This is a genomic window from Rhizobium sp. P38BS-XIX (genome assembly GCF_012641435.1).
Lineage (GTDB): Bacteria > Pseudomonadota > Alphaproteobacteria > Rhizobiales > Rhizobiaceae > Rhizobium.
This window is the reverse complement of record NZ_JABAIJ010000002.1, coordinates 124,009-147,134: the sequence shown is the minus strand read 5'-3', so window position 1 is coordinate 147,134 and position 23,126 is coordinate 124,009. Positions and strand designations below refer to the sequence as shown.

Here is a 23,126-nt window from a genome sequence, read left to right as displayed (position 1 = left end):
GCGACTGCCTAAGTCGCCATCGCAGCGCAGGCGATTAGGCTATGGATTCTAGTTTCTTCTAAGGCACAGCCCTATTCAGGCTTACCCTCGGCCATGGGAAAGCGGAGTTCAAGCTATTCAGCCCGCCACTCTTCAACTCGCACGTCTCCGGTCTGGGTCAAACCGGTGCATATGAAGTGCGAAAGCTGATCATTTCGAATGACAGCCGCGGATAAGCGGCCCGATCTGTAGGCTCCGGTATCCAATGCTATGCGGTTTGAATAAACCTCGGGCCTAAGCGAACCCGTGATCGTATGCCCATGGACGACTATGTGATCGAAATCCTCGAAATGATCGAGAAACTCGGCTCGGATCCAACGCAGATCATATTCCGTCTGCGCTGCCAGCGGCACATCGGGACGAATGCCAGCGTGAACAAAGCAGAAGCTGCCGATTTGCTTGTAGGTCAGTGCCCGATCCAAAAGGACGAGGTGATGCGGGAACGCTTTCAAGATATCTGCGGCAATATTCTTAAAATCCGGGACGGGTCGATCCGAGTACGAACTGAGGGTCGCAAGTCCGCCCCAGTCCATCCAGTTTATAGCATCCTCAGATGAAAGGTCCCCGCGAAGCAAAGCACGCAGATAGAAATCATGATTGCCGAGAATAAGCTGCGAGCCGGGATAACGATCAAGCGTCGACATTACTTGATCAAGCACCTGTGGGCTATGCGGGCCGCGGTCAACCAAGTCACCTAAAAATAAGACTACTGGTTTTGAATGGCGATGGGCAGAAGCCGCATGGATATAATCGAGGAGAGCTGCGAGGAGATCAGCCCGTCCGTGCACATCGCCAATAACATAGATTTCGGGCAGCATGGGCTCGGACACTCTCTCCTGAGAATAGATTTGGCAAGATAGGAGCTCAAGCTCAGCATCGGCCAGGTTGGTGATTATGCTTTCTGTCATTCCGCGAGCAACGGCAACGCTATAAATGCGTCTGATGCATTATTTTCGCAGCGGTCGAGGTAAATGGTACCGGCTCATCCGCCGCGTCGTCTGCAAAGCGATTACGTGCATTTGACTACCCCTTTGTCTCGCTGGGTCCGTTCTGGGCGACTGCCGTTCGAGGGGGTCGGCTTCGCTATTGATGGGATATTCACTCTCGACCCCAGTCATTCCGATGAACCGGCGAGCGCGGCCGAATGGACGTCTCGATGGGATTCGAACCGCGATCCGCGCCTAAAAAAGCGCTAGGAAATTGAAAAGGCCGTTACTTCACGCTTGGCGGCTAGTGCATTTTAACCCTTTATTATGGAACTTTGACGTTTGGCCTCGTCAAAAGTAGGCCGCTTCATGGAAATCAATCTCCAGGCGTTGCGCTCGCCCGAAAATTCCGCTCAACCGCGCGCGCTCGGCGGCATCTATGTTCTTTCCTGCCTCATCCAGCTCGGCCTTCAGCCAGCGCGCCTGCGCTTCGAACTCCGGTTCGGCATGAAGCCTGACCCACTCCTTGAGCAGCGGGTCGCTGATCTCAGTCCGATTGGCTTGGTTCGACCAGGTCCAGTACATCCATTCGGCCGCGAACATGGCCGCGATCGTATCGAGGAAGCCGCCATCGCGGGCAATTGCCAGCATCCCGTCCCGGAAGGCGGCGACATCTGCGCGCGCTATATCGTATCGCGTGGGATCGATGCCGCGCTCGGCGAATGTCTTTTCGAAATAGGCGATCTGCCGGTTGGCAAGCGCATCGAGCACGCCGATCAGCCAGCGTTTCTGCGCGATGGTCTCGGCCTTGGCGGTGGCATAGGAAAAGATCGCGATCGCCGTATCGACGAAGGCACCTTCGAAAACGAGATAACGTTCGAAGGCGTCGTTCGGAAGCCGGTCGGCCTTGATATCCTCGGCGAAGCGATGGTGAACCATCGCCTCGAATACATCGCGGTTCTCGTCAAGCATCTGCTCGGTGAGGGTCTGCGCCATGGCTGTTAGGCCTCCAGTCCGGGCTTTGCCGCTTCGACGAAGGCCGCAACACGGGCAGGCTCCACGGGGTTCCACCAGACGCCGCCTTCCTTCAGCGAAGAAGCGACGATGACGCCGTTGGTGCGCTTGAGGATCTCGACGATATTGTCCTTGGTGACGCCGGAGCCGACAAGCAGCGGCAGATGGGTGGCAGCACCGATTTCCTCGATCTCTTCCATCGTCGCGCTGTTGCCCGTCCTCTGGCCGGTCGCGATGACGACGTCGGCATCGAAGAAGGCCAGATCCCGCGTCAACTCATCGATCGTCCGGTCCGCGGTGATCGCGTGTGCACCGTGCTTCACATGGCTGTCGGCAAAGACCTTGATATGCTCGGCACGCAACAGCGAGCGATAGCGCATCGCCTCGGCGGCGCGGCCCTCCATGAAGCCCTCGTTGGCGACATAGGCATTGGCCCACTGGTTGACACGGATGAAGCGGGCGTTGCCGGCCATGGCAATCGCGAAGGCAGAAATGGGTGCGTTGGCAAGGACATTAATGCCGAGGGGCACGCCGACGGAGCGAGCGATACGGTCAGTCACGACTGACATGAAGGCTGCGGTTTCATGGCCGATATCCTCAGGCTTCGAAAACGGAATATCCCCATGATTTTCGATGATCAGCCCGTGAATTCCACCCTTGACGAGCGCCTCTGCGTCACGAATACATGCGTCGTAAATTGAATCCATCGCTGCGCCACGATAGCGCGGAGCACCTGGGAAAGGCGGGCAATGGATCATGCCGATCAGCGCCTTGTCAGTACCGAAGATTTCCCGTATGGCGCTTGAAGCCCTATCCGATATTTGCTGCATTTCTCGTTCCTTTCTGAAGGTCTGCCATGCGTGCCTATGTCATCGGTAACGTCGCCGTCGACGAAACCATATCCGTACTGTCCATGCCCGAAGCCGGCGCCTCGATCCTTGGTCGAGAGGAAACCCGCGACCTCGGCGGCAAGGGCGCCAATCAGGCCGTCGTGATGGGCCGAACCGGCCTTTCCACGACGCTTGTCACGGCCGTCGGCGAGGATTTCCGCGCCCAGACGATCCGCGACCAGCTTGCCGGAGAACCGGTGGATGCCCGCCTTTTGGGGCACCCCGACCGCTCCAGCGACTTCTCCATCATCTTCACGACGCCAGACGGCGAGAACGCCATCGTGACGACGACGGCCTCTGCCGAGGCGATGACGCTCGCCGAAGCGCTTGCGCCGCTTGCGGATGCAACGGCCGGCGACCTGGTGGTGCTGCAGGGCAATCTCAGCGAAAGCGTCACCCGCGGCATCCTTGCCGAAGCCCGGCGCCGCGGCCTGACGACCGCCTTCAACCCCTCGCCGCTACGGCCCTACTTCGTCGAGCTTTGGCCTCTCATCGACATCGTCTTCCTCAACAAGGGCGAGGCCGAAAGCCTGACCGGTTCGTCCGGCGAGGCCGCCATTCACCGCCTTGCCGAAGCCGGCGTCGCCCAGATCGTCCTGACGCTCGGCGGCAATGGTGCGATCCTTGCCGGCAATGGCCATGTGCTTGCGACCGTCCCTGCACTTTCCACCGACGTAGTCGACACGACAGGTGCCGGCGACACCTTCATGGCCGTCGCGCTTGCCTCGGCTGCCCTTAGAAATACGACACTTGACGTCAGGGCCATTCGTCACGCAACCGCCGCTGCCGCCATCACCGTCAGCCGTCGGGGAACGCGCTCAGCCTTCCCTGACAGCGCCGATCTCGCCGGCATCCTTGCCGGCGAATAAGGCCTATTTCTCTTCGGTGAGCCAACCGAGAATGTTCTTCCAAAGACGACCGTAACCCTGCCATTCGCAAAAGGCGGGCGACAGCCAATGCGGGCCGATATCGGACGTCCAGGCCGCCGTCCGGCCCTTGCCGAAATGACCGGTCACCAGCAGCGGATGTCCGCCCTGGTCATCGGGCAATCGGGCGACGACTTCGACATCGTCGCGCTCACGCACCTCGACTTCGTTGACGCCGAGCAGCAAGGGCCATTCGCGCGGGATGCCGGCGACGGTCGCGTGATCGGACTTGACGATGACAGGTGTCGTTCCCTCAGGGATTTCGACCCGATCGTCATAGGGCAGGCACGTCACCGGCAACACATCCTCGACGGCGGTGCGGTGCCAGCGCGCCTTGCCATCGATTCCCTGGAAGGAGAAATAACCGCCAACCATCAGCAGGCCACCGCCCTTTTCGACCCAGGCCTTGAGCAATTTCAGGCGGTTCGGCACGGTCTTCGAATGCAGCCAGACCGCCGGCGGCAGCAGCAGCGAATTGGCGCCGATATCGGACAGGATGATCGCGTCATAGGCATCCAGCCCGGCCATGTCGAAGGGCAGTTGCTCGACGGCGTCGTGGGCGGTCATATAGGTGAGCTCGTACTCGCTGCCGGCGAGCGCCTTGACGAGCGGCTCGGCGCCAAGGTGGAACGTGACGCTCCCGAACTGGTCGAAGCCTTTGTAGTGTGTCGCGGAACTGACCCAGCTCTCGCCGACGAGAAGAACCTTCTTTGTCATCATGTTTCCTTTTCTTCTTATGGGATTGTGGCGGCCTCGAAGACCGACCTCGGATTGGCGCGCATGAAGATGTCGAGCGTTGCGTCATCCAGCCCGTGACGCTTCAGCCGCGGCAGGAAATGGCGCAGGATATAGGCGTAGCCATTGCCGCCATAATGCTTGAGCATCATCTTCAAAAACACGTCGTGGGATAGAAGCAGCCGGTCCCTGTGTCCCATCTCGACAAGCCTGGCGAGCGCGCGGGCCGCCTCTTCGTCGCTCGGGCATTGCACCTGCTGGTCGGCATAGAAGAAGTCCATGCCGATCATATCGTATTCGAGGAAGGCACCGCGGGCGGCAAGCTCCGACTGATAGGTCAGATCGTCATGCGAGGGGTTCATGTGGCAGAGCACCGTGTGCCTGAGATCGCCGCCTTCCGAGACCACGATATCGAGCACCTTGTGACCGAGCCGATACCAGCCGGGAAGATGCACCATGAGAGGCAGCCCGGTGCGCACATGCGCCTGCACCGCGCCTCGGAGCGATTTTTCTTCCTCATCGGTGAAATCGGAGGAAACGCCGATCTCGCCGATGAGCCCGATTTTCACGTCGGTGCCATCGGCGCCGAGGATCGCCTCGGACACGATCTCGTCGGCGATCTGAGCCACGGACATATCGGCCACCTTCGCGGGATGTGACGAGCCGAGATAGAAGCCTGCGCCCATGACGATGTTCAGTCCCGTCGCCTTGGAGATGCGTCGCAATGCCAGAGGATCGCGGCCGATGCCCTGGCACGTCGGTTCGACGACCGTCTGGCCGCCGAACCCGGCAAAATCCATCAACTCCGTCACCGCGAGCTTTTCGTCATCCAGCGTGATGTTGTGCTTGTTGACGAACGGGTCTTGTCGCAACTCGCCAAGGATCTCCATGCAGACGAAGCCCTCGGCGAGATATTGCCGATCCGGCGTCTTCGGTGCATGCCACCAGCAGCGGCAGTCGTTCAAAATATGCTCGTGCATCAAGGTGACGCCCATATCGGAAACCGGCACTGGCCCAGAAACCGTCATCACGTGCCCGGACCGAACATGTCCGGGTGAAAGCTCATTCGTCGCCATCAGCTCTTCCTCCTGCCCGCCAGCCGGAAGTTGGTGGTGAAGATGCGCGTATTCAGCCAGATGGCGACGAGAATAATCGCCCCGGTGACGATCTGGGTGAAGAAGGGCGAGATATGCATCAGGATCAGGCCGTTGCCGATGACCGCGATGGTCATGGTGCCGAGCACCGTACCGATCATTGTGCCGCGACCGCCCATCAACGACGTGCCGCCGAGGACGACGGCGGCAATTACCTGAAGTTCGAAACCGACGGCCGCGTTCGATGAACCGGAGCCGAGACGCGCGGCGATCAGAAGACCCGCCAATGCCGATGCAACGCCCGAGACCAGATAGACGGACGCGACAATCCATTTGGCTGGCATGCCGACACGGCGAGCCGCCTCCATGTTCGATCCCACCGCCACGATCTGCCGCCCGTATTTGGTGATGGCCATGACGACATAGCCGGCAATCGCGATCACGATCGCAATCAGAGCCGGAACGGGAAAGCCGGCCAGTTCGCCGCGTCCCATATAGAAGAAACCAGGATCGTCATTGATCGGAATAGAGTAACCCTGGGTCAGATAGAGCGCCACGCCACGCAATATCGAAAGACCGGCGAGCGTGACGATGAAGGCAGGAATGTTCTGATAGGCGATGAACCAGCCCTGCAACAGACCGATGATGCCGCCGAAGACGAGCATGCCGATCGACACGATGGGCCAGGGGATGCCGGTCGCCAATGTGATGGCAGCGACCGCGTTGATAAGCGCCAGCATCGAGCCGACGGAGAGATCTATACCGCCGGTGACGATCACCAATGTCATGGCGACCGCCACGACGAGAATGGGGGCGGCCTGACGCACGATGTTGAGGATGTTGCCCATCGTCATGAAGGTCGTCGTCGTCAACGAGAAGAAGACGAGGCATGCCAGGAAAAAGAAGGCGATTGACAGGACCTGAGCGTTCTCGCTCAGAAAATCCGATAGCGGCGAGCCCTTGCTGCGTTCGGTGTAGACGGTCAATGTCTTTCCCCCCCGACAATGAGCTTGACGAGATCCTCAAGATTGGTCTTGCCGATATCGCGCTCCGCAACCTTGGTGCCTTCGTACATGACGGCGATCCGGTCGCAGACCCTGAAGAGATCCTGCAGGCGATGGGTGATTAGAACGACCGACACGCCGGTCGCCTTGACCCGATTGATGAGCGACAGGACCGCTTCGACCTCGGCCACGGCAAGTGCGGATGTCGGCTCGTCCATGATCAGCACCTTGGGATTGAACGAGGCCGCCCGCGCAATCGCAATCGCCTGCCGCTGACCACCCGAAAGCTTCTCGACCTTGGCCGAGAGGCGCGGAATGCGGATTTCGAGCGCATCCAGCATTTTTCGGGCCTCGGCCAGCATCTTCTGCTGATCGAGGAACGGCCCCTTGCTGATTTCGCGGCCCAGGAAAAGATTGCCGACGACGTCGATATGGTCGCAGAGGCTCAGATCCTGGAAGACCATTTCAATGTGGCGATCGCGTGCGTCGGCAGGCCCGGAGAAGCGGACTTCCTCGCCATTCAGCGCGATGGTTCCCTCATCTGGCAGATAGGTGCCGGAAATGATTTTTGTAAGTGTTGACTTACCAGCGGCATTGTCGCCGACGAGACCGAGGCATTCACCGGGAAAGAGATCGAGATCGATCCCGCGGAGCGCCTGATGCGAGCCGAAGGTTTTACGGATGCCGCGCAGCGATACCGCCGGCGTCACGGCGGAAGAGCCGGAGGAATGCGGGGAGGCTTGCGCCTCCCCGGCTCCGGCGTAGACAGGCCGGTTTTCCATCATCATTTGAAGACGGCCCTGTACGGATCAACGTTCTGCTTCGTCACGATGGTAATCGGGACGGAGATGCTTTTCTCGACGCTCTGGCCGGCGGTCAGCTTCGCCAAGGCTTCAACGGCTGCCTTCCCCTCGCCTGCCGGATCCTGCTGGACGACGGCAACGACATAGCCCTGATCGATGCCTGCAATCGCCTGCGCGGTCAGATCCCAGCCGAAGACCTTGATGCTGTTCTGCTTGCCCTGGCTCTGGACTGCGGCGATGGCGCCGAGGAGCGCCGGTTCGCCGGTGGCATAGATCGTCGTCATGTCCGGATTGCCGGTGATGAGATTTTCAGCGGCGGAAAGCGCATTGTCCTGGATGTTCTGGCCGTCGACGACGCCGACGGTTTCGATGCCGCCGCCCTTGATGGCGTCTTCGAAGCCTTTCTGGCGGAGGTTCTGAATAAAGGAGTTCAAGGCGCCGACGATGCCGACCTTGGCCTTGCCGCCCATATTCTTCTTCACATAGTCGAGGTAATAGGCGCCGATATCGGCGCCGGCCTTGCTGTTATCGACGCCGATCTGCGACTTCTGCGGACCCTCGGGCAGGACAGCATCGATGGCAACGACCGGAATGCCGGCATCCGACGCCTGCTTGACGGCCGGCATGATGCCGTTGACGTCGATCGCAACGACAATCAGGCCATCGACCTTCTGCTGGATATAGGTTTCGATCGCGCTGTTCTGCGCGCTGGCGTCATTATTGGCATTGAAGATAACGAGCTTGTCGCCAGAGGCATCTGCGGCCTTCTGAGCGCCCTCGTTGATCTGATTGAAGAAAAGGGCCTGCTGGTTGATCTGTACCAATGCATAGGTCTTGCCGGCTGCATGGGCGAGTGGTGCACCGAAGGTCACACCCGCGAGTGCGGTAAAGGCAAGGGCGGCGTTGAACGCCCGACGTCTGATCAGTTTCATGTTCTCATCCTCTGGTTTTGTTGTCGTTGCTTTTTATATGTCGACGGCGGTGCAACGGATTTCCGCACGACGATTTCGACTGGCACGAGCTCCTCTGTGGCAAGCTGCTCGCTTTGCTGCCAGTTGGTTTCAAGAAGAAGGGACAGGGCGCGCTGACCGATGGCACGCACCGGCTGCCGGATCGCCGTTACGGGCGGCGCAAAGAGATGTAGCGGGCTGACATCGTCGAAGCCGATGAGGGAAAGATCCTCGGGGATCGAAATGCCCTTTTCCCGCAGCACTTCGATCATCCCGATGGCGATTTCGTCCGAGCTTGCGAAAATGGCCGTTGCCGGCATGCCTTCCTCAAGGAAACGCCGCGCCATGTCCCGCCCGCAGGCAATGGTGTATTCGCCGCTATAGCGTCGGATCGACACGTCATCGGCGAAGCGCTCCCGTAGCCCTGAGCACAGGCCATTGAAGCGTCGCTGCGTGCTGATCATGGCATCGGGGCCGCCGACATAAAGCACATGTCGATGGCCGAATTCGGCCAGATGACGGCCGGCAAGCTGGCCACCCTGAAAATTATCGCAGAAGAGTTTCGGGACGGCGGCAAGTGGCACATCTTCGTCGACGACGATGACCTTACCTGTTCGATTGATGAGCTCTGCAAGCTCCCCATCGTCGGGATGGTTGGTGACGAAGACCAGTCCGTCGACGTGGTTGTGTTCGATCAGCCTGAGGTAGGCAACTTCGCGACCGGTCCGGTTAAGCGTCGCATAGAGCGTCACGGCGAGCCCCCGATCGTTGGCCTCCTCTTCGATGGCGGCAACCATCGTCGCAAAGAACGGGTTGGCGATATCGGGCACAACAAGACCGATCGTATCGGAGCGGCCGCGGCTCAAGCGCCGCGCATGAGGGTTCGGCTGATATTTGAGGGATGCGATCGCCTCGTCGATCCGTTGCTTGGTTGCTGCCGGCAAGTCGAGTGAACCGTTGAGCATGCGCGAAACCGTCGCCACCGATACGCCGGCGGCTTTCGCCACATCCTTCAAGCCGGGAGTCCGCTCGTTCGCCATATCTTGTAAACCGCTTTAGTAAAACGCTTTACTCAAAAGACATTACATCCTTCTCGCTGTCAAGCGGCCGGCGTAAGGTCAGAGCGTCTCGCTTTGATCGTCGCGCGCTCAAAGCGCCATTAACTCGGAAGCTACGGATCTCCACACCCCAGAGAAATCGGGGTTGAAGCAAGCAGAACGATCGAGGTGACTTGAAGCCCCCGTCGTCGGCCCTCGAATGCAACCTCAAAAAGGCAGAGCGAACAATAGGTAGTGATAACGCTTCAAAAACCGCTCTCAAAGCTAAAGCCGAAGATACTCGTCACCCGCACTTCGCCTATTCCTCAAGCACCACAACTTGGTTCACTCCATGAGCCGACGTTGTAACTGCCATGACAATGCGGTGGCGGAGAGCTTCTTCAGAGGATACGTCGCAGGGTCTACCGTTCACGCGATGAAGTTCGCCAGGATGTGTTCTACTACATCGAGATGTTCTCCAACCCGAAACGCAAGCACGTCAGAAACGGAATGCTGTCGCCCGTAGAGTTCGAGAAGCAGCAGAAAATCTAACCCGAGGATGTCTACGAAACTCGGGGCTATTCAGTCATCGGTCTGCGCGATCCGGGCTCTAAATAGCCCTTTGGTTTGATTGAAACGGTTATGCGTGACGATTTACGCCGCCTTGCTCATCAGGGACGTTTTGCCCCTTTGAACAGCAGTGATACGTTAAATGCGGATGCGGCAACGAATCCGCAAACACAAATCAAAGTCGGCAAATTAGAAGTCGGCGACGCGGTCAAAGACAGCAAGAATGTGAACAAGGCCCCCCCAAATGTCTGGGCTAGCCCCAATACCGCGGTACCAGCTCCAGCTGAAGATTGCTGGAAGCGTAGTGCCGAAGCCATAATATTTGGGATCGAAAGACCCATCCCCAAGGCAAACAGCGAGAACGACAGCACAATGCTGGAGATAGATAGCAGATTGCCTCTCGCGAGGGCAAAAAATAGTAGACCACCGGCTACACACGTTAAAGTTCCAATCTGCGCAACACGTTCGGGTGTTAGCCGCTTCAAAGCTATTCGGCCCAAGTATGAGCCCGCAAGAAATGCTGGCACCGAAAGACCGGTAACAAATCCTACCCTGGTAGCATCAACGCCGAACAGATCGGTCAGCATAAAAGGTACTCCCGCGTTGTATGCGTAGAGGCCGCCGATAACAGCGCCCGCAGCTATCGCCTGAACCGCAAATCGAGGCTCCATAAGGAGTGTCGCGTAATTTCGAAACAGCGTGACAAAATTGAACCGGCTCTTGGCGTGAATTGTTTCCCTGATGTAGAGTCTGGTCAGGACAAGCAGAGATGTCGCAAGCAACGCCATGATCACGAAATTACCTCGCCAACTGACGGTCTTGCTGAGATACCCGCCGATCATTGGTGCGATGGCGGGTATGGAACCTGTGATAATCGCGAGCGTCGAGCCTGCCTTCGCGAATCCTTCGGCGTCATTTGTGTCTCGCAAAATGGCGTAGACGGAAACGACGATTGCTGACGCGCCACATGCTTGGAGAATTCGTGCGATCTGCAGGAACGCCATGGTTGGAGCAAAAGCGCAAGCCACTGAGGCGATCCCAAACAGAGTTAAGCCGCCAAGCAGTGTTGGCCGCCGCCCGATCTGGTCACAGGTACCGCCGAAGACCAATTGCGAGATAGCAAAGGCAAGCAAGTAGAGCGTTACTAGCGACTGGGCGTTTCCCGGCAAAGTTCCAAATGCTTTTGAAATATCTGGTAACGAAGGAGTAAGCAGCAAAGTTGACATGGTTACGACACTCAAAGTTCCCGCTAAAAGTGCCGGGAAAACCGCTCGGCTGAGTCGAGATTGATCCCCCATCGCTTGCCCTCTCTCACAATCTTCGAAACTCACGATAGACGAACAGTCTGAGATCTCTCAACTTTTCGACATGGGAAAATGGTGTCGCAGGCTTGATTGTTTAGCACAACGGCTAGCTTAGCACTATGAAAACATTCCCGTTTCCGGAGAATTTATATGGTCTATTTGTCTTTCTCGAAGGCTTGGGAGCACAAGACTTGCCGAGCGGCGCAGATAACCAACGGCCGCGGTGATGTTTGCGAAGGCGTAATTGTTCAGGCGATGCCGTTTGCAGATGAAGGGCCAACTCAGTAGCGGAAGCGCAGTCAACTGAAAAGTGAGGCTGCAGCCCGCAGCACTTTGCCCACTAGGTTAGCGCTCTTGATGGGATACGAACTTGAGGCAAGCAAGTTTTGAAATCGCAGGCCGCATTCATTAAAGCGAATCCGCTGCCCAATCCTCGTGTCCGTGCCTGATCCGGATCACGAATATACTTTCGTCGTCGTTGATCCGATAAACGACGAGATGAGCCTTGAAGGGATGGATTCTGACAGGTGGAGAAATTTCGTGGCGTTCGCGCGCCATTCGTGGGTTGGCGGCAATGAGTTCGAACAAGGCAAAGAGATCATCGTGATATCGTTTGGCTACCAGTGCTCCGAAGATGCGGATGCCCTCTGCCGCGATGGAAATAATATCCTCTTCCGCCTGAACCGAAAGGCTAAACGTCATTAGACGTGTCCGCGGCGGGTCCCCGCTCGCGCGGTGGCAACTGCAAACAACTCGACCGCCGAACGGTTCCCAACGCCGCTTTCGATACCGTCATCGACAAAGCGCTGCATCTCGGCAACCTTATCCGTACGGGCTTGATCTCTGCGTATCAAATCCCTGACGTAATCGCTCGCATTCGAGTACCTACCCGTCTTCGTTTGAGCTTCTACCCAATCCTTCATGGGATCAGGAAGGGATACATTCATCGTCGCCATTTGTGTCTCCTTCGCTTTCCAGGATATCCTCCGATGGCAAAGTTTGTCAAACTTACGATCATCGTATGCTTTCTCTTGATGGGAAACGAACCAAAGGCCTCGTTCTTACAACAGCTATCCATTTGAAATGCCTCAATAGCAGATATCAGTTTTTCTGCTCAAAATAGCCGACTTGAGGCCGGTTGCGGAATGTCAGGTTTTTAGCACCGATTATGTATAGCTGTCGCTCGAAAGCCAGGCATCATTCGATTCGTGCCGGTCAGCTCAGCCTGCTCCGGCACGGGCTCAGCACGCGTATTCGCGGGTCGGCGGGCTATTCTCCCAAGCCAAAAACGATGTGGGTTGATAAGATCTCCCGCGCTCAGATCATCGGCCCCGTCGTCGAGCGACTACTCGAAAGCTTCGCGCGGTCCCTCGGCTTCCTCACGCATTTTGGCGCGCCCCTAGGTCGCGCAAAAGGCGACAAACGACTCGAGCGTGCACCTTTAGAGTCCAATATTATTCCTCCGAACACCCCTGACCTGGCAGCCTCAGAACAGCTAGTCGTGGAGGCAATCTGAAGCACCCACAGCCCAGCGGGGCCGAGATCACTTAATGGATTGCCGGTAGCATAACGATAGAGTTTAGAGTCGGATCGTCGGCTTTTCCAAGTGGATCCCCGATAACCAGTGTCTAGTCGAAGAGGCTTGCACCGTATGGCGAGCAAGCTTCCGTTCTGGCCAGCCAACACCCCGCCGAAACCAAACCGCGCCTATTCGATCGAAGCTCGGAAGCCGTTGGTAATCCCCTTTATCTCGCCGTAGGATTCTGCGGTGATTAACAGCCAGTTCATGCCACAACGGCATGGCCACCTAAATTGGTGTTGCCGGTGGTCGCCGCCGGTTACGAGCCTGTGTCTCCTACGAAGCCGAACGATTTCAATTCCTGCAATCCTGCAAGATATTTCTCCCGCTGCGCTTTCGGCTTTGCGAGCGGCGTAGCGAGGACGAAATCCTCATCGGTCGTGGACAACATGTTGTAAATCCAGGGAAGCCAGGGATTGCTGGGAGGAATGCGACCTTCCCAACCACTGTCCAAATTGCTTCGCTGTACGATGCCCTGCGTTTCGGGATCAAGACGAAAAAGCCTCCCCGGAATACCTGTGCTGTCGAAGCTCATGAGCCGCGCTTCCGACAGGTCGAGAGCCCATTCTACCGATCGGTAGAATTCCTCGCGGGAGCGATCATAAAGGCTCTGCGTCTGCACGCCCGCCGAAAACTCGACGATGGTGTTGATCTTGAGAGGAAAGATATTGCCGGTCAGCTTGACGCGCGAAAAAATCGTGCCCCAGACGATCACCAAATCATTCGCCTTGCAGTTCGTGATCTCGACGTCCTCCAAGCGTGCAGGCCCGAGTTGGCATCCCACGAACTGACTGTTGGATATCTTCACGTTTCTTACGACGGAACGGGACCCGTTCGCTTGATGGTAGGACAGCGTACAGTTGTCGATCACGCATCCGTCGAGCTGGATATCAGCAACGACGCGGTCCGCGCGCGAATCTTTTATCATGCTGAAAGTCTCGTTCTGATAGGAAATCATCGCGGAAATACCGTATTCGTTGGAAGGCCGGGGTGGATGCGTTGTAGTGGGTCCGTAGGGCCGTGCCAATTGGCTCGGCAGGCCAGCTTGCGTCGTGACGTCATACGTACCGCCTGCATCGACAAAATCCGGAGAGTGGATGAACTGCCCGTTCGGTCCACGCGCCATGCCTGTATGCTGCAGGGTGGGGTCATTGCGCAGGTTTTGCGCTGCGCGCCTCTCCACGGCTTTGCCGTAGGAAGCAGCGGCCAGACCATCGCGAACAACGAGATGGTTGTAACTTCCGGGCGACATGAGCTGCCTCGCCATGCCCGGGTTTTGCGCGAGTTCCGCGATTGCCTGATCGACGGCACTTCTTATTCTGGCCATCTCCGCGACACGTGCGGCGAGTGTACTGGTTATCGGAAAAATCCCGCTACAGAACGCCGGGTCGCGGGAGAATGATGCCGAGCACCATGTCGTGCAGGAAGTGCCGTCGCTCAGAATCGTTGAGGATACCCTTTGGCGACGCGTGAAGATGCGCCAGGAGAATTGGCGCACAAGCTAGGACAGGGCTTCGCCGCGACCGCTCGGCCGGGTGGCGTCAACCCGCATAGGTACTAAGGATCGGTGTCATCAGCCTTACATGCGTATCGATACGCTCGAGAACCTCCGTCGGAACAACTGTGCGTTCCGGCAGCGACCACCAAAGTTCGTTCACGCGCTCCACCGTGTCGGCCACCGCCTTGAGTACGGCCGCTTCCGGCAGGCGTGCACGATTGGAGAAGGCTTTCCACCGCTGTACGTTCAGCGCCTTGAAGGGTCGCTCGCCAGCGAGCGACAGAGCCATGGCATCCGCGGGGATGTAAGGGACCGTCGAGAGCACGTCATAGACAGGCGCGAGTTGCGGTTTGTCACCTCCCTCGCGATAGATCAATGACCAGTTCTTCAGGTGCATATCGCCATTGCCTGTTATCGCAGCCAGAGCCAGCCGGCGGACGAACTCAAGCGCAGCAGTGGACGAAACTGCAACATTCAAAGCTGCGGCGATATCATGGTAGGCGGCTCCCTCGTATTTCCGGGAAGGATAGACGCCGAACACCTGCGCGAAATCCTCGATATGGATCCGCTCACCCTCTGCGCCACGATCGAAGCGTTTGACAAGTAGGGCTTTTCCATCCGACAGCGTCTCGAATTCCTTCGGTATACCCTCGAACTCCGATTGCTCGACCAGCTCACGTTCCGGAACCTCCATGCCGATCGCTTCAGCCAATGCGAGGTTGGCATATTCATTTTCCGACACGCCAGGAAATGAGGTCGATGGAAACTTGGCGACGTAGGATCCCTGGTCTTCGCCGAGCGGCAGCGTCAGCCCGCCACCCTTGCCCGTGTTCTTGATGACCGAAAGCTTCATCTGGACGCCGGCGAGCGAAAACCGTGCTTTCGGCTTAGGGGCTGGCAGATTATCGAGAGGGGCAATCGCCCTGTCGCTCGGCATGACGCGGACGGCACCAGGAAGATCCGAGCCGAGCGCGACGAGCAAGTCGAAATCGTTTCCGGCGCGAATACTCCCCGCGTGGTGTTTTTCCATCGCCTCGCGCAGCCTGTCTTCGGGAAGCAGATTGGCAAAGAACGCCGGCAACGCGCGGGCAACGGGTTTCGGGTCCTTACGCAGTCCGCCAGTGGCTGCGCGAAAAGACAGGCTAAGCACCGGAAAGCCGCCCGTCTCGCGATAGCTGTCTTCGAAACTGAAGGCGTTGAAGTCGCCGGGCGTCCTGACGATCGTGCCGACCTTCACATCGTTCAGCAGCACGTCTAGCGACGAGATGGATCTCGGATCAGATGAGGCCTCAGGCATCCTCATCTCCGTCCGGATGAGCAAGGAATGCCGGGAGATCGTCGAGATCGTCATGCGGACGCAGCAACGCATCGACGGCCGAAACCATGGCTTGTGGTATGAGCATCAATTCAAGCCCGAGAGCGCGGCCGATATTGATCAGCGTCGTCGTGCGCGCAGCGCTGGTTCCAGCCTCTATCTCGCGATAGCGGGGACGCGATATTCCCGCCATGTCCGCAACCTGCTCCTGGGTCAACTGCCGGCCTTTACGCGTAGCCTTGAGCAACTGCCCGATTTCCAGCAAGGATTGTGACTCAGACCGTGCCATCGAACCTATCCCACCGTTCTCCGTGGAGTAGGGCTAGCTATCTCAAACATTAGGCACTAGGTCAACGTAAAAGATAAAAATACGGATCATTACTTCCTAGATGATCCGTTTATATATCATTTACACTGTTTTCCGAATGGCTGCGCTACTGCCAGCGAGTCGTACCCACCATACATGCTTTGTTAAAGGCACGTCCCTATTCCCGCTCGCCCTCGGCATTGGTGCCGGAGAGAAACGGAATGAGAATGCCCAAACACGATCTTACATCACGTCATTTTCAGCGAAAAATTTCAGAATTCTGCGAGGTGCGTATCGCACCCATAACCTCAAAGCGGGTGCTGGAGAATGTCCGCCCCTACCTGATCAGCCTGATCATTTACCGCAAGCAGCCGCAGATCCTGAACGGCCGTCTCGACTGGACCGCGATCGGAGAAGCGTGCGGGATCGAAGGCGAAATGACAGCCGAACTCAGGAAGCAGTTGCGGCCCGCGCTGGATGCGATCGTCCGGTGGCTGAAGGCGGCGCCCATTGCAGACGACGTTCCACCTGCAAAGCTTTCTGCCCATCCAAGCAAGATTGAACCGGTCAAAAAAACGGCGGCAGCTTCCTCAACCAGAAAACCGCAACGCGGTCCTGCGCCGAAGCAAATCAGCCCATTCCCTGATCCGTTATTCGAGGCGACCGACGATCCGGAGAGCTTCCAGGACGCGCTCACGTACCATATGCGCCGGTTTGGCGACAGTTATTGGCAACTCTATCGTGCTGTGGTTCGTTTGACCGAGACCTTCGACAGCAAGACACTCCTGTCCTGGATCCAGGGCGAGCGTGTGCCACGGTCGGTTGCAAGCTTCGACATCCTGCGGCGGATCGAGATGCGCTACCGACTGTCGGAAGGATATTTCAAGGCGAAGCTACCGCACCAGACCCGTTCGTTGTACGGCCATGATCTGGGCGACATCAGCCCGGCCGAGCGTCGGCGGATTTCCCTGCATCTGCCGGATGATTTCAGCAGCCTGCCCTTCACCAAGCGGGAAGAAATCCTCGACTGGGTGCGTCGGGTGATCATCTCCGGTTCGACCGAGTATCGCCGCTACCAGGCGGCGGCAAGCAAACAGCGTTATGCGATCCGCTTTCCCGGAGTCACCTATGGCGGCAGTTCACTTTCGCCGCGTACTTTGGCATCTGCTACCAATGCCAATCAGCATATGGTCGAGGAACTTGACGATCCGGATCTTTTGTCCGGTGTCGTCTATGCCCCGCCGCGTCTTGCGATGGAAATGGCAGACCTGATCAGGTTCAAGACCTCAACGCTGACAGCGATCGGCTTGCAGCGCAACGGGGTGTGGGGCGAAGAGACCGCCTCTCAGAAGATCGAGCATCTCGGCCTGATGTTCGGCGCGCTGGCCGCCTCCCCATCCGGTATCGTCAAAGGTCGGGGCGTGCCGCTCAGCCAGTTGAGCTTCGGCCTACTGGTCTTCCCCGGCATCTGGGATTGGTATCTGCAATGGCGCGAGCAGCGGCGGGGTTTCTACACCAAGTGGGAAGAAGACATGCTGATGGTTGCGCAGGCGCTCACCCGGGCGGAGGTGGGCTGGATCCGCCAGCACCCGGAGCTTCTAAAAAATGTTCGGCCTATCGAAGGGCTGATCGCGCCGGAGGAGATCGAGTTCGCAACCCGCGACTGGAACGGTGCATGCGACGCGTTCCACCGGCATGCAGCCAATCGATCGAAAGAAATCCAACGGGTCATGCGGGTCCATCGCGATCCGTTCGAGCCGATCATGTGCATTCTCGAAGCCGACAGCCCACTAGCGGAGTACCGCAAGATCACCGACGAGATCCTCAAACGCATGCCGGACGAAGATCGATATCCGCGGCCGGCGGCGGAAGCCGTGCGATCCTTTCTGCTGTTGCGCCTCGGCCTGCATCTCGGTCTCCGCCAGAAAAACCTGCGTCAGTTGCGTGTCTGCCCACGCGGGTATTTCCCGACATCCGAGCGCCGCCTCGAAGATATGAAATGTGGCGAGCTGCGCTGGAGCGATCGCGATGGCGGTTGGGAGGTGCTGATCCCGTCGGTCGCGTTCAAGAATGCTAGTTCATCATTCTTCGGTCAGAAGCCGTTCCGACTGGTCCTCCCGGATCTGCTTGATCTCTATAAATACCTTGAGGCCTATATCGACAAGCATCGCGGCGTGCTGCTCGGGAGGGCAAAGGATCCTGGCACATTCTTCGTTAAGACAGTGAAGACGACGAGCCTCGACGCGGCCTACGATTCAACAAAATTCTACGAGGCTTGGCGAACCGTGATCCAGCGATATGGGATCTATAACCCTTATACCGGTCGCGGTGCGATCAAGGGCCTGCTACCGCATGGACCGCATAATCTGCGGGATATCCTTGCAACTCATATTCTGAAGCAAACCGGATCCTACGAGCAGGCAAGCTACGCCATCCAGGATACGCCAGATGTCGTGCAGCAGCATTATGGTCGCTTCTTGCCGCAGGACAAAGCGGCGCTTGCTGCGAAAATACTAAATCAGGTCTGGGAAGCGGCTTAACGATCGATCCCGTCAGATGCGGAAAAATCGCGCCTGACGGGCCGGCTTCGCCTTGATGGGACTCGAACTCTCGGCCCCCTATTAAACGTCGCCGCTTCGATGCTAAGGGCGGCCTATTCTGCGAACGGAAGCTCAATGTCTTCGCGGTTTTTCCTTGCCCCCTCGATCAGGACCGTTTTGAACCGCTCGGCATCATGTGCCGGCAACATCCCCACCCCGGTTCGAATTCCTTCTTGCCACGCAGGCCCGCGCTCCCACGCTTCGTTGTAGACGAGCGCCAAGTCGGAAGATCGCCTTGTCTGCTGCAGGGCTTCAAAGAGTAGCGCAGCTTGACGAACATCCTTTTCTCGCTTCGACGGCTCCTGGCCGTCAGCGTGTCGACGGCTGGCGACTATAAGCTTGTGGATCGCATACCGGGAGGGATCAGGTACGACGACGGAGACACCGCTTCGATGGAGCAGCATTGTCCTGATGGGTTCCCTGATAAGAAAATCGAGAAAGCGGAGTGGATCCGCGCTGGCGCCGCCGAGGGCGGGCATTCGCGCCGGCTGATCGACGTGATCGTCCGAACCACGGTTCGATGTCAGGAATTCAACCCTGTAGCCGTCGGCATTTTGAAACGCAGACGAGGCCGCTGATCCCGATCGATGGGGGACTGGCCGGAAGCTGACGTCGACGCTTTGCAGCAGCTCAACGATCGGAGGCAGGCTGTCTTCGACCTCCCGACTAATTGCATAGTCCTGGGCGATGTCCGCATCGCCGGTCAGGATTGCAGCCATGGGAAGGCGGACGCCCAGCAGTCCCGAATAGCATTGAAAGGCTACCGTACCGATGAGAACACCCCGGAGCCGGAAGAGACCACCGTCGGCAAGAGCCTCGACGATGTCGCCCGACATAGCATCAGGAGCGATCATCCCGCCTTCACGGGTTAGGGTGTTGACCATGCGCCTGCGAGCACGTAGGTCGTCCTTGTCCCGCCGGTGATCAGCGACGCGCCGTGCGATATCCGCATCATCAGCTGGGCCGACGTATCGACGTTGTGTGCCACCATGTCCATCTGGGATGTCGAAGTACCAGTATTTGCGCCCCTTGATGGTCGCCAGGGTGAACCGACCCTCCGGGGGGAAATCGGCCGTCCAAGCGGCGTCGAGCGAACGCTGGCCTAGCTCGGCGAGTATGGTCTGATACATCAGGTCGATTGACTTCATAAGCTCGGCTCCTGCGTTATACTGTTTCTCAAAAACAGTATAACGCAGGAGGATAGGTAGCAAGATTGGATGCTCGAGGATTAGACGGGTTCTCCGTCAAAGCGGTTCGGGCCAGACATCAACGATCCAGCGATATCTTCGTTAACGCTTATTTAGTTATGAGACCCTAAATTTGGGGTTGTTGGATCGCAGGTCCTCACCCGCTCCATGACGGAGCCAAACCTCACCGTCGTCCATATATCGAGCCTCGGCGAAACCACTCGCGTCGCGAACGGCGGAGCCGTGATCGGCGGCCTTTTAGCGCACGGGACAGCAACATAAAGGAATTTCAATGGCAAGAACCGACGCCTCTTCGAAATTGAAGGAAAGACTTGAGTTCGTCGAACTTCGCGAACCCGAGATCGGATCGCTAAAGGCCCTGGCGCCTATCATCGCCCGTTCGCTCGACGGGGCGCTTGACAGGTTCTACGCGAAGGCGACGGTCCATCCGGAGACGGCAAAGTTCTTCTCCAGTTCTTCCCACGTCGCCCATGCCAAGGGACGCCAGGCAAAGCACTGGGAGAAGATCGCTTCTGGAACCTTCGACGCTGACTACGTCGAGGCGGTTTCGGCGGTCGGACGTACCCACGCCCGCCTTGGACTAGAGCCGCGCTGGTACATCGGCGGATACGCTCTCATGATCGACGGTATCGTCCGGAGCATCGTCGAGGCTGAACTCAGCGGCTTTCTCGTTAAGTCTCGCAGCAAGAAGCTCGGCGCCGAATTAAGCAGCGTTATCAAGGCTGCGCTCGTCGACATGGACTATGCCATTTCTGTCTATCTCGAAGCCTTGGCAGAAGAGCGAGCACGGTCGGAGGAGGCCCGACTCGCGCAGCAGGCCGATCAGGAGATGGCACTCGGTGCGTTAGCCGAGGTCCTGGCTAAATTGTCGAACGGCGATTTGACGGCAACGCTCGACGCGCAACTTGCTGGCGTTTTCGATAGCCTGAAGACCAACTACAACACGTCGATCAGCAGTCTCGACGAAACCATGCATCGGATCGAAAGGTCCGTTAAGGAGGTTGCTTCACAGTCTGGGGAGATCGCCAAGGCAACAAACGACATGGCGAAGCGCACTGAGAGGCAGGCGGCCGCACTGGAAGAGACCGCAGCTGCACTGGAAGAGATCGCGACAATCTCTTCGCAATCCAGAGACCGGACGGATGAGATTCGGGCGGTGGTGGCGAGGTCAGCCGACGAAGCTGAGAAGTCGGGACTGGTCGTCGAGCAGGCGGTGAAGGCCATGAGCGATATCGAGGAATCCTCGCAGAGGATGACGCAGATAATCTCGACGATCGACGAGATCGCGTTCCAGACCAATCTCCTGGCGCTGAACGCCGGAGTCGAGGCGGCGCGCGCGGGCGAGCAGGGAAAAGGATTCGCGGTCGTGGCACAGGAGGTCCGGGAGCTCGCCCAGCGGTCGGCGACGGCGGCAAAGGAGATCAAGGCGCTGATCGGCCGGTCCTCGGAAGACGTTGCGAAAGGCGTCGTGCTCGTGAACTCGACTGGCGCAGCCCTGAAGGCGATTGGAGAGCAGGTCAGCTCGATCAACGTGTTCATGACGACAATTGCAAGCTCTTCGGAGGAACAGGCAACGGGCATAGCATCCATCAACGCGGCGGTTTCGCAGATGGATCAGATCACGCAGCAGAACGCTGCAATGGCCGAGCAGTCTTCCGCCGCGACGCAGCGGCTTTTGTCGGGAGCGGCCGCCCTTGAACGGCTCGTGTCTGCCTTCAAGATTTCCGGAACGGTAAAAGCACGAATGAGCTTAACCGAAGCCGGGATTACGGCCCCGATGGCTTCACCGGCTCGCGAGCTTTGCAAAATGATAGCAGCCGGTTTGAGCAGAGGAACCGGGAGTGCTGCCGCCGAGAGCTGGCAGGACTTCTGATGGCGCCCGCACCCTCGGTCTCGATAATCTCCGATCCTATTTGGCAGCGCTCCTTTGGCGATCCATTCTGAATGAGCTAGCCCAAAATTTGGGGTACAGATTAAGCATCGCTCATCTGACTTTCACTGACGGCTACTCGGGTGAACCCGGTCAAATGCGCCATCGTCCAACGATACAGGCGCGCTGGAGAAATCGTTCTCAAGGGTTATGTCGGTACGCAACGGCGGGCTTGGCGTATCTGCAGGTCGTTCGCGGCAGTTTATGCTGCTTGCAACCCTTTTGATCGACATCCGATCGCTGAAATAGTCGGCGGTCGGCTGGCGTCGCATTCCCGCGGTTTCCAGCTATCGGCAATGAAGTAATTACTTTCTGCATCTGCTTTTCGACCGCTTCTTTACGCGGTGGCTACCATCTCGATTTCATGATCCTGAAGAGACTGATGCACCTTCAATATATCGGGAAGCGCCTTCTCGAACGCCTCCACGCAGGCCGGATCGAACTGTGTTTCCGCACGCTCCCTGATGTGCGCGACAGCCTGCCCAACTGACCAAGCTTCCTTGTAGGGGCGTGCGGTTGTCAACGCGTCGAAATTGTCTGCGACAGCAACGATGCGGCCAGCGATGGGGATATCGGCCCCAGAGAGCCTCCGCGGATATCCCTGCCCGTCCCAGCGTTCGTGATGGCTTGCGGCGATCTCGGCCGCGAGCTGCAGGAGACTGGACTTGGATTCGCGCAGGATGTCGCAGCCGAGTAGCGTGTGCGTTTGCATGGACGCGAACTCCTGCTCCGTCAGCTTGCCCTTCTTCAGGAGGACGGCGTCCGGAATGCCCACCTTGCCGATGTCGTGCATTGGCGCAGCCAGTCTGATGTCGGAACATTCCGCCGGAGAAAGACCCAACGCCTTTGCTATCAGATCGGAATACTCGCCAACGCGCTTGGTGTGGAGACCGGTCTCGGAATCCTTGAAGCTGGCGGCGATCGAAAGGCGGTCAATGATCTCCTCCTCGCGCTCACGGATTTCGAGCGTCGCCTTGTCGACCTCCTGCCGCAGCCATTCCGCCTTGTCCGCGAGCTTGTTGCGGGCTTCGACGAGCGCGACCAGGTTCTTCATCCGAGCCTGGAATTCGAGCGGATTGACTGGCTTGTTCAGGAAGTCGATCGAACCCGCGTCAAGGCAGGCCATCCGCGTCGTCATGTCCGTGTCAGCCGTCACCATGACGACAGGCTTGCCCTTGTAGCGATCGAACATGTTGATTTCGCGCAGCAGCTCGACGCCGTTGTATCCGGGCATCTGGTAGTCGATCACCGCGATGTCGAAATCGAGCTTCGGCATTTCCGTCAGCACGTCGGAAGGATCGGAAAAGCTGACGGCCTCGCAGTCCGGAAGCCTCGACACCAGCTTTGACAGTAGAACGAGGTTGGTCTGGTTGTCATCGACCAATAGGATACGCATT

The 23,126-nt window shown here is 58.0% G+C and carries 20 protein-coding genes and 1 pseudogene; 4 read left to right on the top strand and 17 right to left on the bottom strand.

Translation table 11 applies throughout. The features are described from left to right. Positions 1 to 113: 113 nt before the first annotated feature. The 3 genes from HGP17_RS09810 to HGP17_RS09800 form a co-directional block, all read right to left on the bottom strand. On the bottom strand, positions 114 to 857 hold the full coding sequence (locus HGP17_RS09810) for a metallophosphoesterase (RefSeq protein WP_246704009.1): 744 nt from the start codon (positions 855 to 857) through the stop codon (positions 114 to 116). A gap of 459 nt (positions 858 to 1,316) precedes the next feature. Then, complete coding sequence (locus tag HGP17_RS09805) at positions 1,317 to 1,961, bottom strand: TenA family protein (protein ID WP_168808405.1); 645 nt, start codon at positions 1,959 to 1,961, stop codon at positions 1,317 to 1,319. Between the two features lie 5 nt (positions 1,962 to 1,966). Beyond that, positions 1,967 to 2,809: a BtpA/SgcQ family protein gene (locus HGP17_RS09800; protein WP_168808403.1), complete on the bottom strand. Its 843-nt coding sequence runs from the start codon at positions 2,807 to 2,809 to the stop codon at positions 1,967 to 1,969. Between the two features lie 26 nt (positions 2,810 to 2,835). Here HGP17_RS09800 and HGP17_RS09795 point away from each other — a divergent pair, with 26 nt between their 5' ends. Next, complete coding sequence (locus tag HGP17_RS09795) at positions 2,836 to 3,738, top strand: PfkB family carbohydrate kinase (protein ID WP_168808401.1); 903 nt, start codon at positions 2,836 to 2,838, stop codon at positions 3,736 to 3,738. A 3-nt stretch (positions 3,739 to 3,741) separates the two neighbouring features. On the opposite strand, the gene HGP17_RS09790 is transcribed toward HGP17_RS09795, so the two are convergent. Genes HGP17_RS09790 through HGP17_RS09765 form a run of 6 tightly spaced genes read right to left on the bottom strand, consistent with a single transcriptional unit; the run spans position 3,742 to position 9,421 of the window. Then, entirely contained in the window at positions 3,742 to 4,512 is a 771-nt protein-coding gene (locus tag HGP17_RS09790; protein WP_168808399.1) for a glutamine amidotransferase, read from the bottom strand. Between the two features lie 17 nt (positions 4,513 to 4,529). Next, entirely contained in the window at positions 4,530 to 5,606 is a 1,077-nt protein-coding gene (locus HGP17_RS09785) for a phosphotriesterase (RefSeq protein ID WP_168808398.1), read from the bottom strand. Further along, complete coding sequence (locus HGP17_RS09780; RefSeq protein WP_168808396.1) at positions 5,606 to 6,610, bottom strand: ABC transporter permease; 1,005 nt, start codon at positions 6,608 to 6,610, stop codon at positions 5,606 to 5,608. Before HGP17_RS09780 ends, HGP17_RS09785 begins: the two co-directional genes overlap by 1 nt. Continuing rightward, a complete protein-coding gene (locus HGP17_RS09775) occupies positions 6,607 to 7,416 on the bottom strand; it encodes an ATP-binding cassette domain-containing protein (RefSeq protein WP_168808394.1) in 810 nt (269 codons plus the stop codon). The genes HGP17_RS09780 and HGP17_RS09775 overlap by 4 nt, the downstream gene beginning before the upstream one ends. Further along, the gene (locus HGP17_RS09770) at positions 7,413 to 8,363 is read right to left on the bottom strand and encodes a substrate-binding domain-containing protein (RefSeq protein ID WP_168808392.1); all 951 of its coding nucleotides are present in this window, start codon (positions 8,361 to 8,363) and stop codon (positions 7,413 to 7,415) included. The genes HGP17_RS09775 and HGP17_RS09770 overlap by 4 nt, the downstream gene beginning before the upstream one ends. Further along, positions 8,360 to 9,421, bottom strand: a complete 1,062-nt coding sequence (locus HGP17_RS09765) for a LacI family DNA-binding transcriptional regulator (RefSeq protein ID WP_168808390.1) — start codon at positions 9,419 to 9,421, stop codon at positions 8,360 to 8,362. The genes HGP17_RS09770 and HGP17_RS09765 overlap by 4 nt, the downstream gene beginning before the upstream one ends. Positions 9,422 to 9,734: 313 nt before the next feature. Here HGP17_RS09765 and HGP17_RS09760 point away from each other — a divergent pair. Beyond that, positions 9,735 to 9,970, top strand: a pseudogene (locus HGP17_RS09760) (IS3 family transposase); the annotation flags it as partial. Between the two features lie 119 nt (positions 9,971 to 10,089). Here the strand turns inward: HGP17_RS09760 and HGP17_RS09755 are convergent. From HGP17_RS09755 to HGP17_RS09730, 6 genes are all read right to left on the bottom strand, one after another. Beyond that, positions 10,090 to 11,286, bottom strand: coding sequence for a multidrug effflux MFS transporter (locus HGP17_RS09755; RefSeq protein ID WP_281412751.1), 1,197 nt, complete (start codon positions 11,284 to 11,286; stop codon positions 10,090 to 10,092). Positions 11,287 to 11,700: 414 nt separating this feature from the next. Next, the gene (locus HGP17_RS09750) at positions 11,701 to 11,994 is read right to left on the bottom strand and encodes a type II toxin-antitoxin system RelE/ParE family toxin (RefSeq protein ID WP_168808387.1); all 294 of its coding nucleotides are present in this window, start codon (positions 11,992 to 11,994) and stop codon (positions 11,701 to 11,703) included. Beyond that, positions 11,994 to 12,248, bottom strand: coding sequence for a type II toxin-antitoxin system ParD family antitoxin (locus tag HGP17_RS09745; RefSeq protein ID WP_168808385.1), 255 nt, complete (start codon positions 12,246 to 12,248; stop codon positions 11,994 to 11,996). Before HGP17_RS09745 ends, HGP17_RS09750 begins: the two co-directional genes overlap by 1 nt. 882 nt (positions 12,249 to 13,130) lie before the next feature. Then, positions 13,131 to 14,369 carry a hypothetical protein gene (locus tag HGP17_RS09740; protein WP_168808384.1) on the bottom strand — a complete coding sequence of 413 codons (1,239 nt, stop codon included), beginning with the start codon at positions 14,367 to 14,369 and terminating at the stop codon, positions 13,131 to 13,133. Between the two features lie 43 nt (positions 14,370 to 14,412). Next, positions 14,413 to 15,666, bottom strand: a complete 1,254-nt coding sequence (locus HGP17_RS09735) for a HipA domain-containing protein (RefSeq protein WP_168808382.1) — start codon at positions 15,664 to 15,666, stop codon at positions 14,413 to 14,415. Further along, a complete protein-coding gene (locus tag HGP17_RS09730; RefSeq protein WP_168808379.1) occupies positions 15,659 to 15,973 on the bottom strand; it encodes a helix-turn-helix domain-containing protein in 315 nt (104 codons plus the stop codon). The genes HGP17_RS09735 and HGP17_RS09730 overlap by 8 nt, the downstream gene beginning before the upstream one ends. A gap of 245 nt (positions 15,974 to 16,218) precedes the next feature. On the opposite strand from HGP17_RS09730, the gene HGP17_RS09725 reads away from it, so the two are divergent. Beyond that, the gene (locus HGP17_RS09725) at positions 16,219 to 18,531 is read left to right on the top strand and encodes a hypothetical protein (protein ID WP_205925933.1); all 2,313 of its coding nucleotides are present in this window, start codon (positions 16,219 to 16,221) and stop codon (positions 18,529 to 18,531) included. A gap of 113 nt (positions 18,532 to 18,644) precedes the next feature. On the opposite strand, the gene HGP17_RS09720 is transcribed toward HGP17_RS09725, so the two are convergent. Then, the gene (locus tag HGP17_RS09720; protein WP_168808375.1) at positions 18,645 to 19,739 is read right to left on the bottom strand and encodes a GSU2403 family nucleotidyltransferase fold protein; all 1,095 of its coding nucleotides are present in this window, start codon (positions 19,737 to 19,739) and stop codon (positions 18,645 to 18,647) included. A gap of 331 nt (positions 19,740 to 20,070) precedes the next feature. On the opposite strand from HGP17_RS09720, the gene HGP17_RS09715 reads away from it, so the two are divergent. After that, positions 20,071 to 21,672, top strand: a complete 1,602-nt coding sequence (locus HGP17_RS09715; protein WP_168808372.1) for a globin-coupled sensor protein — start codon at positions 20,071 to 20,073, stop codon at positions 21,670 to 21,672. Positions 21,673 to 22,066: 394 nt separating this feature from the next. Here the strand turns inward: HGP17_RS09715 and HGP17_RS09710 are convergent, their stop codons facing one another. Next, the gene (locus HGP17_RS09710) at positions 22,067 to 23,125 is read right to left on the bottom strand and encodes an HD domain-containing phosphohydrolase (protein WP_168808370.1); all 1,059 of its coding nucleotides are present in this window, start codon (positions 23,123 to 23,125) and stop codon (positions 22,067 to 22,069) included. Position 23,126: the final 1 nt, after the last annotated feature.

Excerpts from the sequence above, each read along its gene's own strand:
- HGP17_RS09730 (WP_168808379.1), bottom strand. The coding sequence starts at position 15,973 with ATGGCACGGTCTGAGTCACAATCCTTGCTGGAAATCGGGCAGTTGCTC.
- HGP17_RS09765 (WP_168808390.1), bottom strand. The coding sequence starts at position 9,421 with ATGGCGAACGAGCGGACTCCCGGCTTGAAGGATGTGGCGAAAGCCGCC.
- HGP17_RS09805 (WP_168808405.1), bottom strand. The coding sequence starts at position 1,961 with ATGGCGCAGACCCTCACCGAGCAGATGCTTGACGAGAACCGCGATGTA.
- HGP17_RS09725 (WP_205925933.1), top strand. The coding sequence starts at position 16,219 with ATGCCCAAACACGATCTTACATCACGTCATTTTCAGCGAAAAATTTCA.
- HGP17_RS09775 (WP_168808394.1), bottom strand. The coding sequence starts at position 7,416 with ATGATGATGGAAAACCGGCCTGTCTACGCCGGAGCCGGGGAGGCGCAA.
- HGP17_RS09750 (WP_168808387.1), bottom strand. The coding sequence starts at position 11,994 with ATGACGTTTAGCCTTTCGGTTCAGGCGGAAGAGGATATTATTTCCATC.
- HGP17_RS09790 (WP_168808399.1), bottom strand. The coding sequence starts at position 4,512 with ATGACAAAGAAGGTTCTTCTCGTCGGCGAGAGCTGGGTCAGTTCCGCG.
- HGP17_RS09810 (WP_246704009.1), bottom strand. The coding sequence starts at position 857 with ATGCTGCCCGAAATCTATGTTATTGGCGATGTGCACGGACGGGCTGAT.
- HGP17_RS09795 (WP_168808401.1), top strand. The coding sequence starts at position 2,836 with ATGCGTGCCTATGTCATCGGTAACGTCGCCGTCGACGAAACCATATCC.
- HGP17_RS09715 (WP_168808372.1), top strand. The coding sequence starts at position 20,071 with ATGGCAAGAACCGACGCCTCTTCGAAATTGAAGGAAAGACTTGAGTTC.
- HGP17_RS09770 (WP_168808392.1), bottom strand. The coding sequence starts at position 8,363 with ATGAAACTGATCAGACGTCGGGCGTTCAACGCCGCCCTTGCCTTTACC.
- HGP17_RS09785 (WP_168808398.1), bottom strand. The coding sequence starts at position 5,606 with ATGGCGACGAATGAGCTTTCACCCGGACATGTTCGGTCCGGGCACGTG.
- HGP17_RS09755 (WP_281412751.1), bottom strand. The coding sequence starts at position 11,286 with ATGGGGGATCAATCTCGACTCAGCCGAGCGGTTTTCCCGGCACTTTTA.
- HGP17_RS09735 (WP_168808382.1), bottom strand. The coding sequence starts at position 15,666 with ATGCCTGAGGCCTCATCTGATCCGAGATCCATCTCGTCGCTAGACGTG.
- HGP17_RS09745 (WP_168808385.1), bottom strand. The coding sequence starts at position 12,248 with ATGGCGACGATGAATGTATCCCTTCCTGATCCCATGAAGGATTGGGTA.
- HGP17_RS09720 (WP_168808375.1), bottom strand. The coding sequence starts at position 19,739 with ATGAAGTCAATCGACCTGATGTATCAGACCATACTCGCCGAGCTAGGC.
- HGP17_RS09800 (WP_168808403.1), bottom strand. The coding sequence starts at position 2,809 with ATGCAGCAAATATCGGATAGGGCTTCAAGCGCCATACGGGAAATCTTC.
- HGP17_RS09710 (WP_168808370.1), bottom strand. The coding sequence starts at position 23,125 with ATGCGTATCCTATTGGTCGATGACAACCAGACCAACCTCGTTCTACTG.